The 12,590-nt window shown below is 70.8% G+C and carries 10 protein-coding genes; 7 read left to right on the top strand and 3 right to left on the bottom strand.

Going from position 1 to position 12,590, the window contains the following annotated elements; all coding sequences use genetic code 11:
• Positions 1–18: 18 nt before the first annotated feature.
• From IF00_RS0119645 to pgfA, 3 genes are all read right to left on the bottom strand, one after another.
• On the bottom strand, positions 19–696 hold the full coding sequence (locus IF00_RS0119645) for a class I SAM-dependent methyltransferase (protein WP_051820492.1): 678 nt from the start codon (positions 694–696) through the stop codon (positions 19–21).
• 136 nt (positions 697–832) lie between these two features.
• Complete coding sequence (locus IF00_RS0119640; RefSeq protein WP_030319760.1) at positions 833–2,056, bottom strand: glycosyltransferase family 4 protein; 1,224 nt, start codon at positions 2,054–2,056, stop codon at positions 833–835.
• A 304-nt stretch (positions 2,057–2,360) separates the two neighbouring features.
• Positions 2,361–3,317, bottom strand: coding sequence for a cell envelope lipid trafficking protein PgfA (pgfA, locus tag IF00_RS0119635; protein ID WP_030319758.1), 957 nt, complete (start codon positions 3,315–3,317; stop codon positions 2,361–2,363).
• 238 nt (positions 3,318–3,555) lie between these two features.
• Here pgfA and IF00_RS0119630 point away from each other — a divergent pair, with 238 nt between their 5' ends.
• From IF00_RS0119630 to IF00_RS0119600, 7 genes are all read left to right on the top strand, one after another.
• Positions 3,556–3,738, top strand: coding sequence for a hypothetical protein (locus IF00_RS0119630; protein ID WP_030319755.1), 183 nt, complete (start codon positions 3,556–3,558; stop codon positions 3,736–3,738).
• Positions 3,739–3,746: 8 nt separating this feature from the next.
• Complete coding sequence (locus IF00_RS0119625; protein WP_466412881.1) at positions 3,747–5,012, top strand: PucR family transcriptional regulator; 1,266 nt, start codon at positions 3,747–3,749, stop codon at positions 5,010–5,012.
• 409 nt (positions 5,013–5,421) lie between these two features.
• Positions 5,422–5,592, top strand: coding sequence for a plantaricin C family lantibiotic (locus IF00_RS0119620; protein ID WP_030319753.1), 171 nt, complete (start codon positions 5,422–5,424; stop codon positions 5,590–5,592).
• Between the two features lie 102 nt (positions 5,593–5,694).
• Complete coding sequence (locus IF00_RS0119615; protein WP_030319752.1) at positions 5,695–8,631, top strand: type 2 lanthipeptide synthetase LanM family protein; 2,937 nt, start codon at positions 5,695–5,697, stop codon at positions 8,629–8,631.
• On the top strand, positions 8,631–10,769 hold the full coding sequence (locus tag IF00_RS0119610; RefSeq protein ID WP_030319751.1) for a peptidase domain-containing ABC transporter: 2,139 nt from the start codon (positions 8,631–8,633) through the stop codon (positions 10,767–10,769). Before IF00_RS0119615 ends, IF00_RS0119610 begins: the two co-directional genes overlap by 1 nt.
• A 55-nt stretch (positions 10,770–10,824) precedes the next feature.
• Positions 10,825–11,739, top strand: coding sequence for an ABC transporter ATP-binding protein (locus IF00_RS0119605; RefSeq protein WP_030319749.1), 915 nt, complete (start codon positions 10,825–10,827; stop codon positions 11,737–11,739).
• Positions 11,739–12,476: an ABC transporter permease gene (locus IF00_RS0119600; protein WP_030319748.1), complete on the top strand. Its 738-nt coding sequence runs from the start codon at positions 11,739–11,741 to the stop codon at positions 12,474–12,476. Before IF00_RS0119605 ends, IF00_RS0119600 begins: the two co-directional genes overlap by 1 nt.
• The last annotated feature ends 114 nt before the right edge of the window (positions 12,477–12,590 follow it).

Here is a 12,590-nt window from a genome sequence, read left to right as displayed (position 1 = left end):
GTTCCTCGCTTCGCATGCTCATGGGCTTCGCCTGAGAATCAGCAGCAGATTCCAGGTGGCGATCTCGCGGAGTCCCGGCACCCGGGTGATCGTGCTCGCGAGGAACGGCCAGTAGCGTGACCGCGCTGTCACGACCCGCACGTCGTCGCGACCGCGGACGTGCCGCAGGGTGGAGCCGATGTGGACGGGGAAGAGGTTCTCCCCGAGCGTGTGCTTGGCCGCGCGGCCGGTGCGGCGTTCGTAGCGCGCGCGGGCCCGCTCCGCTCCGAGGTAGTGCCACGGCGCGGTCTCGTGACCTCCCCAGGGCGAGAGCCAGTTGGTGAACGACAGGTAGATCAGTCCGCCGGGTCGGGTGACCCGCGCCATCTCGCTGATGAACGTCTGCGGATCCGACACGTGCTCGAGCACGTTGGACGAGAAGCACACGTCCGCGACGCCGTCGGCGAGCGGCAGCAGGTATCCGTCGGCGAGGACCGCGTCCTCGGTCGTACGGCCGCGGGCGTTCAGCTCCCGCGGGTCGGGCTCGAAGAGGTAGCTCTGTGCGCCCCGGCGGCGGAACTCCTCGGTGAAGTGGCCGCTGCCGCCGCCGACGTCGACGACGATCTTGCCGGCCAGGTCGACATGGCGTGCCACCTGGGCGACCGAGTCACGTGCGAGCAGGGTGTAGCACCGCTCGGGGTCGCTGGGTTCGCGCATGAACGCTCGGAAGAGCGCGGCCGACCGCCTCAACGACGGGTCTTTGAAGCCTTGTTCGGGGGTGCCCGCCGACGGGTCCTTTCGGCCGTGCGCGGTCTCGTCGGCCGGTGGAGCTCCGGGCTCGCGTTCGGTGGTCTCAGCCATGGACGCTCCTGCCGTGTCCGGGGGACGCGGTGCGGGCCACGGCCTCGGCCGCGACCGCCCGGAACTGACGGACCGTCGCGCTCCATCGGAAGCGCTTGGCACGCAGCACCGTGGCACGCCCCATGGCCGCGCGCCGCTCGGCACTGAGGGACAGGGCACACCACGCGGCGGCGAACGAACTCTCGCCGCGGGCGAGCACCCCGGTCTCCCCGTCCTCGATGGAGTCGCGCAGGCCGGGTATGTCGAATCCGATCGCGGGGGTGCCCCGCGCGGCCGCCTCGGTGACGACCAGGCCCCAGCCCTCGACGAGGGAGGGGTGCAGCAGCAGCCACGCCTCGCACATCAGCCGGTGTTTCTCGGCTTCCGACACCCGGCCGGCGAACGTCACGGAGGGGCCGGCCATGGCTTCGAGGCGCTCCCGTTCGGGGCCGTCCCCCACGATGACGAGCCTGCCGCCGGTGATGGGGCGCACCCGCTCCCAGAGCCGTAGGAGCAGGTCGACTCGCTTGTACTCCACGAGTCGGCCGACGGCCAGGAACAGCGGTTCCTTCGCCTCGGGCAGCAGGGGGGCGGGTTCTTCGACGCCGTTGTTGACGATCCGGATGCGGTCCGGTGCCACGCCGATGGCGCGCAGCTCGGCGGCGGTCGACTCGGAGACGGCCACCATCAGGTTGTCGCGATGGGTGCCGGCCAGTGCCCAGTGCTCCAGTCTGCGTCCGAGCCGTGCCGCCGGGCCCGGGTAACGCATCTGCCAGAGATCGGTGTGTACGTGGTTGACCAGGCACAACGTGGGTCCGCGGTGCCACAGCGGTGCCAGGTACGGCATGCCGTTGCAGACTTCGACCAGCAGGTCGCACGTGCCGACCTCGCGGGCGACGGTCGACCTGGCGTGCAGGAAGTGACTCGCGTCGCCTCCCGCGGAGACCACCCGGTAGTCGCGTGCGGCGGCCGGGCCTCCGCACACGAGCGTGACATCGTGGCCGTCGGCGGTCAGACCGTCGGCTATCCGGTCGATGAGCAGTTCCGATCCGCCGGCGGCCCGGTTGGCCAGGTCGCGGCGGGCGAGGAAGGTGATCCGACGCGGCACGGGCGCCCCGGAGGACGCGGTGTGCGGGGCGGGGGCGAGCGGGTCGGTGACGCTGCCGGTGCGTGCGTGAGCGGGGACGGGAGGGGAGTCCTCCTGGCCGGGGGCCAGTGCGGACGAGCGCTGGGGCATAGGGGTGCTCCAACTCGGCGGCTGTGGGTGGGATGCGCAGGGGGATACGCATGAGGGTGTGCCGGGCTTCCGGGGATGAAGCGCTGGGCTGGCTCGTACGGCGTGCTGTGGGTACAGGAGCTGCAGGTACAGGAGCTGTGGGTACGGGTACTGCGGGCACCGCGGTGGCAGGCGGCCGAGGGTGGCGGCCGGTTCAAGCGGACACGGTGGCCCTACCGCGGGGTAACATCAGTGTTCGTTCAAGCATTCGTTCCGGCTACTCACGCAGATGACAATTTCGGGACTTTGGACGGGCCCGTTTCGCTCACTCTGTTGAGTGCTGGCCCCGTCGGGGACCGCGGATCAGCAGCACGGCGCCGACGACCGCCAGCAGACCGCCCGCCACGCCGCCCCCGAGCGGCGCGGTCTCGCCGAGCAGCTCCAGCCGGCCGCCGTCGTCGGAGGCCAGCGCGACCTGCTCGCGCCGGGTCGCGTCCGTGAACTCCAACCCCTCACTGGCCAGCAGGGTGACCGCGTCCGTCGTCGAACCCGGGGCCCGCAGCGTCTTCTTCGGCGCGATCAGCGCGTTCATGATCCGGCCTGTGCGCTGGTCCACGGTCAGCTCGATCCTCGCGTTGGAGTACCACTCCTCCGCCAGGACCTGACCCCCCTTCGAGCTGCCCACCAGCACGCCGGGCACCAGACGGGTGCCGGTCGGGGTGGCTTCGACCCTGCCGACGAAGCGGTAGCCCTCGTGCCCGTCGACCTTCGCGACCTTCTCGAACTCCAGCGGCACGGTGGCGCCCAGGGTGCTGTCCCACCAGGAGTAAGTGCGCTTCTCGACGTCGAACGGGAACTTCAGATAGGCCTCGCCCTCGAACTCGGGCCTCTCCTCGCAGCAGCGCACCGGCAGGTTCGTCCGGCGGTCGGTCACCCAGCGTTCGGTGGTCCACTGCAAGGACTTGCGCGGGTCGCCCAGCGCGAGCGTCTTCGGCGAGTCGATCTGGGTCGACACGTCCCAGATCGCGTGCCCACTGTCTTCACCGGCGGCGACGTCCCCCAGGACATGACGGGTGATCGTGAGCGTCTGGCCGTCCACCTCGGCGACGGACCCGGTGTCGAAGTAGCTGCCCTGACCGCTGAAGACCGTCGTGGAGTCCACATCGGTCGGTGTGCGCTTGGCGCGCGGCTCCACGTACCGGACCAGCAGCTGGGTGAGCACCAGCAGGAAGACTCCGGCACCCAGCAGAATCAGGGACAAAGGTGATATTGAACGGCGCATGCAGGTACTCCAATACGGGCGCGACGTGCGAGGGGGCTCGTGGGCCGTGGGGGAAGGAGGCGCACACAAGGGGTGCAGCCTGACCGGGGCGAGAATGCGTACCCGGGAGTAACAGTCCTGTGGCGGCGAAATTAGGCGGCTCTTGACCACCTGTCAATGCGCCTCTCATACTGGCGGCGCCGGACCGGGCCGGCGCGCTGGGTGACAGACCTCGATGACCGAGAGGCCGATCATCCCCATGCCCAGACTGCTTGCCGCCTTCCTGACCTGCGTCGCCGCCGTCCTCCTGGCCGCGGGCGCCGCCTTCGGAATCGTCGCCGCACTCGACGCCACACCCGAGCAGCGCAATGTGCCGCTCGTCACGTTCCCCGAACCGCCCACGGGCGACACATCCCGCACGGCCGGCTCCGGCGCGGGCTAGCGTGGAACATGCGGCCCGCAGACCGAGCGCGTACGGACCGGACGCCCAGGAGCGGTGTGGTGGAAACGTCGTCAGCGTGGCACGACGTGCCACGAGAACGGATTCAGCAGTTCGCCGACCGCGCCCTGGAGCAGGTCCCCGAACTGGCCCAGGACATCCTCGCCGAGATCCGGCGGGAGTATCCGGGCCTGGTGCTCCTCCCCGACGAGTCCGGCGAACCGAAGGCCCTGGTGGCCATCCGGCACGCCCTCGAGCTCTTCGTGGAACAGATGACCACGGGGTCGGACCGGCCGCGTGCCCTCCCGGAGCTGTTCCGGGACTTCGGCCGCGGCGAGGTCTCCCAAGGGCGCAGCCTGGACTCCCTGCAGGGGATCTACCGGCTGGGCGTCCGCCTCTCCTGGCGGCGCATGGCGGAGGTCGGCCAGCAGGTCGACATCCCGCCTTCGGCCATGTACGAACTGGCCGAGTCGGCCTTCGAGTACCTCGACGTCATGGTGGCCCAGTCGGTACGCGGCTACGCCGAAGCCGTCGCCCGCCGGGCCGGGGAGCGCCTGCGCCTGCAACGGCTTCTCGTCGATCTCCTGCTCACCGAACACCGCACGGATCCGACCGCCCTGCTCGCCGACCGCGCGGCCGGCCTGGGCTGGCAGCTGCCCGGGAAGGTCGCGGTGGCGGTGCTGCTCCGCCCCGCACAGGAGGCCGTCGCCCCTGCCGTGGGCGACGAGATGCTGCTCGACATGGAAGGCGCGCAGCCGCGTCTGGTGGTACCGGACCCGGACGCCCCCGGGCGCGCGGAGCTGCTGGACCGGGCGGTGACCGGCTGGTCCGGGGCGATCGGCCCGTCGGTCCCCCTGGCGGAGGCCGTCACGTCACTGCGCTGGGCGGAGGCCGCTGTCGGGATGATCGAGCAGGGGCTGCTGCCGCGGGGGCGGCTCCTGCACTGCGGCGAGCACGTCGAAGCCCTGGTGCTGCTGCCCGCGGGTGAGCTGATCGATGATCTGGCGCGGCGCCGGCTGGCGCAGCTGGACGAGGCCGGCGGCCCGGCGCACGCCCATCGACTCGCCGAGACGCTGCTGGCCTGGCTGGAGACGCGGGGTGGTGCGCCCGAGGTGGCCGCCCGGCTGGGAGTCCACCCGCAGACCGTGCGCTACCGCCTGAGGCAGCTCCGTGAGTTGTGGGGCGACGACCTGGACGACCCGGACCGCCGCTTCGAACTGGAGCTGGCGCTCCGCGCCCGGCGGCTGCGCGGCGATCTGGCACCACCGCCCGACTGACCTCGGGACGGCGAGGGCGAAGCGGGGACGATCCACGACCGTGAAAGTATCGCCGAGCAGAAATTGGCCGATCGCATTCGACCCCCTATTCGCCGCGCATATCCATTGCATCCGGTCGCGCATACGACCGCGCGCGAATCCCCTGGGAAATGAACTGCACCAAGTTGCCAGCACCCTGGCAGGATTCGGCCATATGGCATCGAAGTCGCAGGTCAGTGGCATCGGTGCGCGCTCCATCGGCATCGCGGAAAACGCATTTCAGTGATCCCGTGGGCAACCGATGGGTTGTGGACGGACTATCGGCACGCATAGCTTTCCCTCGTCGCTCAGCCGGGCGACGAGGGATGGGTCGAAGTCTTCCGCAGAATGGCCCATCGGATATATGCGGCCGGATTGGATGTGAATTCACATGAACAACTACGACGGTGACATCTCGCTCATCGAGGAGATCGCGGAGCAGGACTTCGACGGCGTCGCCTACGGCGCGTGCTCGACCAACACGTTCTCGCTTTCCGACTTCCTCGGCAACCAGGGCGGCTGGTGCACGCTGACCAAGGAGTGCCAGCCCAACTGCAACTGAGCCCCAAGGGCTTGGCACGGACCGGGGGCGGGGAGCGGCTCATGCTCCCCGCCCCCGGCGCAACGTGGAAATCTATCATCTTCCGCGCAGGGAGCCGGAGCATTGATCTCGCCCGCGAATCTCTACCCAGAACTCGACAGCGTCGAAATCCGCGAAACCATCGAGCCCCTCGGCGTTTTCGCGCCCGCCGTCCACGTCAAGCTCTCGGCGCTGTCCGACGTCGCTCCAGAGGCCCCCTCGCCGGCCGCGCTCGCCTGGTCGCAGGAGCCGGAGGAGTATCCGTTCCAGCGCGTGATCCGACGCCTGGCGCTGCCGGCGGCCGGCAGGCTCCTCCCCGAGGACCTCACGGAGGCCGTCGCCGACCTGGACGCCTTCGCGCTCCAGGTACTCGGCCGGGCCGAGGCCCGGCTCCGCGACGTGGCGACCCGCACCCTGGTCGCCGCGGTCAACAAGGCCTCCACCGACGGGCTGCTGCGGGGAGCGACCCCGCATGAGCGCTACCAGGACTTCGTCACCCGGGCGTGGAGCGACGCCCTGGAACCGTTCCCGGTGCTCCGCTCCGCGGCCGGCCATCTGGTGCGCAACACCCGCGAGGCCGCGCGCGAACTGGTCCGGCGCCTCCACGCCGACCGGGACGAGGTCTTCCGGTTCTCCGGCATCGCCCCCGGCGACCCGCTGCTGTCCATCGGCGGGGCCGACGGCGACGCGCACGCCCATGGCAGGGCGGTGAGCATCCTGACGTTCGCCTCCGGGGCCCGCCTGGTCTACAAGCCGCGGGACGTCTCCTGCGAGGCGGCCTTCGAGACGGTCGTCGAGCGCGTCAACGCGGAGGCCGACTGCGCACTGCCGGCCGCCCGCACCCTGGTGCGCGACGGGTACGGGTACGTCGAGTACGTCGAACAGGAGGACATCGGCGGATTCAGCGTCCCGTTCATGCGGGCCTGCGGACAACTGGCCGCCGTGTTCTACCTGCTGGACGCGCGCGACATGCACTTCGAGAACATCCTGCCCACCCGCCTGGGCCCGGTGGCCATCGATCTCGAGACGCTGCTGCACCCCTCCCGGGTGCACACCGGCCCCACCCCGGAGGCCGAGGGCAACGCGTACGACGAGATCGGCCGCAGCGTCTACGGCATCGGGATCCTCCCGTTGGTCCTGGCCGGCAAGAGCGAGGACTCCGGCTACGTCGACCTCGGATTCCTCGGCGGCGACAACCAGGGCGTCTCCCCCTTCAAGACCATGGTCTTCGAGCACCCCTTCACCGACCGGATCCGGGTACACCTCCAGGCGCGCCCGTCCGGGCAGCGCTCCACCGTGGTCCGGGAGAGCACCGAACAGGAGATCCACGGGCTCGCCGGACAGATGGCCGACGGGTTCCGGCAGGTCTGCGAGGCGGTGATGCGCCGGCCCTCCTGGTGGACCACCCTGCTGGAGCGGCTCGCCCCGGCCATGCGCCTGCGCTACATCCACAACCCGACGTCGCAGTACGCACAGATCCTGCGGATGGCAGCCTCCGCCGCCGCGATGGCCGACCCGGCGCTCGCCCAGGCCCTGCTCCACAGGATCGCCATCCCCTCCCGGTTCTCCGACCGCAGGCTGGTCGGCTCGGAGCTGCGGCAGATGGCCGAACGCGACGTCCCCTACTTCACCGTGCCCGCCACCGGCACCACCGTCCACGACTGCGACGGCGAGGACACCGGGGTCCGGCTCGAGCGCACCCCGCTCTCCCGGGCGCTCGCCAAGGCCGGGGCGCTCGACGAGCAGGCGGTGAGGCGGCAGCTACGGCTGCTCCACTCGGCCTTCTGCTCCCGCTTCCCCGACAACCACCTCTCCGGCGGGGCCGCCTGGAACGGCCGAGCCGCCACCGGGGAGCGCACCGGCCTGGAGCGGCTCGCCCGGTCGCTGGCCGACGCCCTGACCGCAGGCAGCCTCCCCGACCAGTACGGTCATCTTCCCGCCACCTGGATCGGCCCGCTCGCCTCCGCGCAGGCCGCCCGGCCCTGGCCCTCCGGCGTGCTGGGGTACGACCTGTACACCGGACGCACCGGCCCCGCGCTGGCCCTTGCCGCGGCCGCGGCCCACTTCGGAGACGAACGCTACGAGCGGGTGGCACGCCAGGTCTTCGAGCGCAGCGCCGGCATCCTCACCGACGGCGTCTACGAGCTGCGCAGCATCCGGCAGAGCGGCGCCGGCGCCTACACCGGTACCACCGGCCTGCTGTTCGCCCTGTGCGAGGCCGGGCGAATCCTGCGGGAGCCGGGCTGGGTCAAGGCGGCACAGGACGCCGTGCCGCTGGTCGTGGAACAGCTCGGCCCCGAGAACACCCCGGAGGTGATCTCCGGGATCTCCGGGATCGCCACGATGATCGCCTCGATCGGCGGCGACCACAGCCTCAAGGCCCTCGACGGGCTCACCGGCCGGCTGCTGCGCCATGTGGAGGAGCCGTCGGGCTCCTGGTGGGAGCAGTCGGGCTTCGCGCACGGCGTCGCGGGCGTCCTGCACGCCCTCGCCACGCTGCCCGGCCACACCGGAGGCGTCGACGCCGCCATCGGCGTCCTGATGGACCGCCTGGAGTTCTTCCACGTGCCGCAGGAGCGGAACTGGTCCACCAACTCCGCCTTCCCGGGCCGGTTCTCGACCGGCTGGTGCCACGGCGCCGCCGGCATCGCCATGGCACTGTCCGCCGTGACCGCCCGGACAGCGGACGAACGGGCCGCCGAGCGCCTGGAGGGGGCTCTCGACAACACCTTCCGGCAGGGCTTCGGACGCAACCTCACCTGGTGCCACGGCGACCTCGGAAACATCGACGTGGTCCGCCGGATCGCCGGCGACGACCAGGAGCTGCTGGAGCGGGCCGCCGCCGTCGAGGCGCGCAGGCTGGGTCCCGACGTGGTCGCGGAGAAACTCGCCGACACAGGCTCCCGCTACGCGCACACCGACAGCGCCATGGTGGGCTCCTCGGGCGTGCTGCTGCACCTGCTCGGCCGCCTCGACGACGCGCGCCCCCGGGTGTCGCCGATCTGGCACGGAGCCCTCTGATGGGCCGGGTTCCCTCCGTCACCCAGGTCACCCAGACGGAGTGCGGGCTCTGCTGCTGCGTCGCGGTGATGGAGTATCACGGGCGCACCGAGGACTTCCGGACCGTGCGGGAGGACCTCGAAGCCGGCCGGGACGGTCTCGGCGCCAAGCAGCTCGCGGAGTTCCTGCGATCGAGGGGCATGGAGGTCAAGGCGTTCCGGGCCCGGAGCGTGGAGGCCCTGCGGGGTTTCACCGAGCCGGTGATCCTCTTCTGGGAGGACTACCACTTCCTGGTCCTGGAGCGCTTCGACGGCACGACGGCCTGGGTGATGGACCCGGCCGTGGGCCGCAAGCGCCTCACCCGCGAGGAGCTGGAGGCCGGCTTCTCCCAGGTGGTGATCGCGGCCTCCCCCGGCCCGGACTTCACCCGGCAGTCCCTCCCCGCCTTCCGGCACTGGAGGTCGCTGCCGCTGGTCCCGGCCCGGGCAGGGCGCCGGATCGCGCTGGTCGCCCTGCTGTCGCTGGGCTCCTACGCGGCGGTGCTGGGCATACCGGCGCTGACCAAATGGGCCGTCGACCGGGACGACGCCTGGAGTGACCTGTCCCAGACGGGGCTGATCGCGGGGGCGGTGGCGGCCGCCGCGATCGGCTACCTGCTGCTGTGGATGCTGCGCACCGCCGCGCTGGCCGGCCTGATCGCCGTGACGGGCCATCACCTGATGAGCCATGTCTTCAGGAGACTGCTCTCCCTGCCCTTCAAGTTCTTCGCCACCCGGCAGCCCGGCGAGCTGCTGTTCCGCCTGAACACCGTCAACAGCGTCCGGGACCTGCTCTCCTCCCGGATCGCCCAGGGCGTCCTGGACGTGGGGACCCTTGCCTGCATCGGCGTCTACCTGTTCGTCACCGAGTGGCGCATCGGCCTGCTGGCGCTCGCGCTGTTCCTGCTGAACGGCGGCTTCCTGTGGCTGAGCCGGCACCGGGTGAAAGAGGTGACGGACACCGAGCTCGCGCTGCTCTCCCGTTCCCAGTCCACGCAGCTCGATGCCATCGTGTCCGTCCCCACCATCAAGATGGGCGGCTACGCCGGCCGGTTCGCCGACGAATGGGAGGCGACCTACAGCGCCTCGCTGGATGCGATGCGCACCCGGATGCGGATCCAGCAGGGCTGGATCTCCGGAATCGCCGCCACCACGCAGATGTTCGGCCCGCTGGCCCTGCTGCTGGCCGGCCTGCACTTCGTGTCGCGGGGGACGGTGACCATCGGCTCGGCCATCGCGGTGCAGGCCGTGGCGGGCACCTTCTTCGCCCTGAGCACGTCCGTCTTCCAGATGCTGACGGAGATCACCGAGACCTCCCGCTACGTGAGCCGGCTGAGCGACATCACGGAGCACGAGAGCGAGCCGGAGGGCGGGTCCCTCACGGAACTCCCCGACACCTCGATACGGCTGAGGGAGGTGTCGTTCCGCTACACCCGGCACAGCAGACCGGTGCTGGAGGGCGTGTCGCTGGAGATCCCGGCCGGCGCGAAGGTGGCGTTCGTCGGCGCGTCGGGTTCGGGCAAGTCCACCGTCGGGCGCGTCGTCTGCGGGCTCCACCAGCCGACCGGAGGGGCGGTGGAGTTCTGCGGCCGCCCCATGAGCGCCTACCGGACCGACTTCCTGCGCGGGCAGATCGGGTACGTCCCGCAGGAGGTGCACCTGCACAACCGGACCATCCTCGAGAACCTGACCCTGGGCCAGGACATCGACGAGGCCACGGTCAGGGAGTACTGCGCGGCCGTGGGGATCCTCGACTTCGTCGAGGAGCTGCCGATGGGGCTGCGGACCCTGGTGTCCGAGATGGGCTCGAACTTCTCCGGCGGGCAGCGGCAGCGGCTGGCCATCGTGCGGACACTGCTGCAGCGGCCGCGGGTCATCGTCCTGGACGAGGCGACCGCCTCCCTGGACACCGCCAACGAGCGGCGGGTCTCCCGGATCATCGCGGAGACCGGTGCCACGCAGATCGTCATCGCGCACCGGCTGGCGACGATCCAGGACGCGGACCTGATCCACGTCCTGGACCGCGGCCGGATCGTGGAGCGAGGGACGCACGAGGAGTTGCTGACCCTGGGCGGCGTGTACGCGGGGCTGTACGCGGAGCCGGTGGCGGGAGCCGTATGAGGGCCGGTGGGCATGGCCGTCCGGTCATGACCGTCCATGGACGAGAGGTGCTGTGATGATCGAGGTCGAGAACCTCACCAAACGGTACGGCGCGAAGGTCGCCGTCGACGGTCTGTCGTTCTCCGTGACCCCGGGGAAGGTCACCGGATTCCTCGGCCCCAACGGCGCCGGCAAGTCCACCACCCTGCGCATGATTCTCGGCCTGGACGAGCCCACCGCGGGCCGGGCCACCGTGTTCGGCGTCCCCTACCGGAGCCTGACGCGCCCGCTGACCCGGGTGGGAGCGCTGCTCGACACCAGGACCGTGCACCCGGGCCGCAGTGCCAGGGACCACCTGAGGGTGCTGGCCGCCTCCCACGGCCTGCCCGCCACCCGGGCCGAGGAGGTCCTGGACCGGGTCGGCCTGCTTGCGGTGGCCCGGCAGAGGGTGCGCGGATTCTCCCTCGGCATGGGGCAGCGGCTCGGCGTCGCGGCGGCGTTGCTCGGCGACCCCGAGGTGCTGCTGTTCGACGAGCCGGTCAACGGGCTCGACCCCGAGGGTGTGCGGTGGATCCGGGAGCTGATGCGGGGGCTGGCCGCGGAGGGGCGGACGGTGCTGGTCTCCTCCCACCTGATGAACGAGATGGCGGTGACCGCCGACCATCTGGTGGTCGTCGCCCGGGGCCGGCTGCTCGCGGACACACCCGTGGACGCGTTCGTCGCCGCGCACGCGGACAGGACCGTGGTGGCCCGGGTGTCCGATCCGGAGGGGATGCGGCGGGCACTGCGGGAGCAGGGCATCGATTGCGTGCGGGAGGACGACGCGACGCTGGCGGTGAGCGGGGTGTCCGTGGAGAAGGTCGGGCTTGTCGCGAGCGCGGAGAACATCGCCGTCTTCGAGCTGACCGCTTCTTCGGGTTCCCTGGAGGAGGCGTTTATGAAACTGACCCAGGAATACGCCGAATACCGGGCTTCGACGGGAGGGTTCTGATGAAGCACGCCGTGGCCGCGGAATGGGTCAAATTGACGACGCTGCGGTCTCCGAAATGGTCCCAGGCGGTCTATCTCGTCCTGATGATCGGACTTGCCTTCGTCTACGGGACGGTTCCCGGCGAAAGGCAGCTGACGGCGCCGGGGTTCGACCCGGTCGGGCTCGGCCTCTCGGTCGTACCGCTCGGGATGATCGTTCTGGTGATCATGGGGATTCTCGCGGTGACGGGCGAGTACGCGTCGGGGTCGATCAGGAGCAGTCTGCTGGCGGTCCCCGACCGGGTCCGGTTCTACTACGCCAAGGTGGGTCTGGTCAGCCTGGTCAGCGGAGGGCTGGCGGTGGTGGGGGTGGTGCCGGCCTTCCTGATCGTGCAGAGCGGTATCGGGGAGCACCGGGTGTCGACGGGACTCGCCACGGCGGGGCATGTGGCGGGGGCGGTGCTCTACACGGCGCTGCTGGTGGCGTTCTCCATGGGAGTGGCGACGCTGCTGCGGTCGGGCGCGGCGGCGCTGTCCGTTCTGCTTCCGCTGTTCTTCATGGTCTCCACGATCCTGAGCAACATACCGGGGGTCGGGGAGGTGGCCCGGTTCCTGCCGGATGTGGCGGGGGGGACGGTGCTGCGCGGCCCGGGCGCCGACGAGGTGCTCGGAGCGTGGTCCGGGCTGGGCGTGCTCGCCGCGTGGACGGTGGGGTCGGTGGCACTCGGACACTGGATGACGGTGCGGCGGGACGTCTGAGGGCTCTCCGCACCTCACATCGCGTCGACGGGCCCCCACACGAATGTGTGGGGGCCCGTCGAATTTCACGGTGCATTTCAGCGTGTGCGTACGAGGGCGTCAGGTCTATGCGTT

Source organism: Streptomyces flavochromogenes, from assembly GCF_000717595.1.
Taxonomy (GTDB): domain Bacteria; phylum Actinomycetota; class Actinomycetes; order Streptomycetales; family Streptomycetaceae; genus Streptomyces; species Streptomyces flavochromogenes.
The sequence above is the reverse complement of the archived record's forward strand: the minus strand, read 5'-3'. Positions and strand labels throughout refer to the sequence as shown.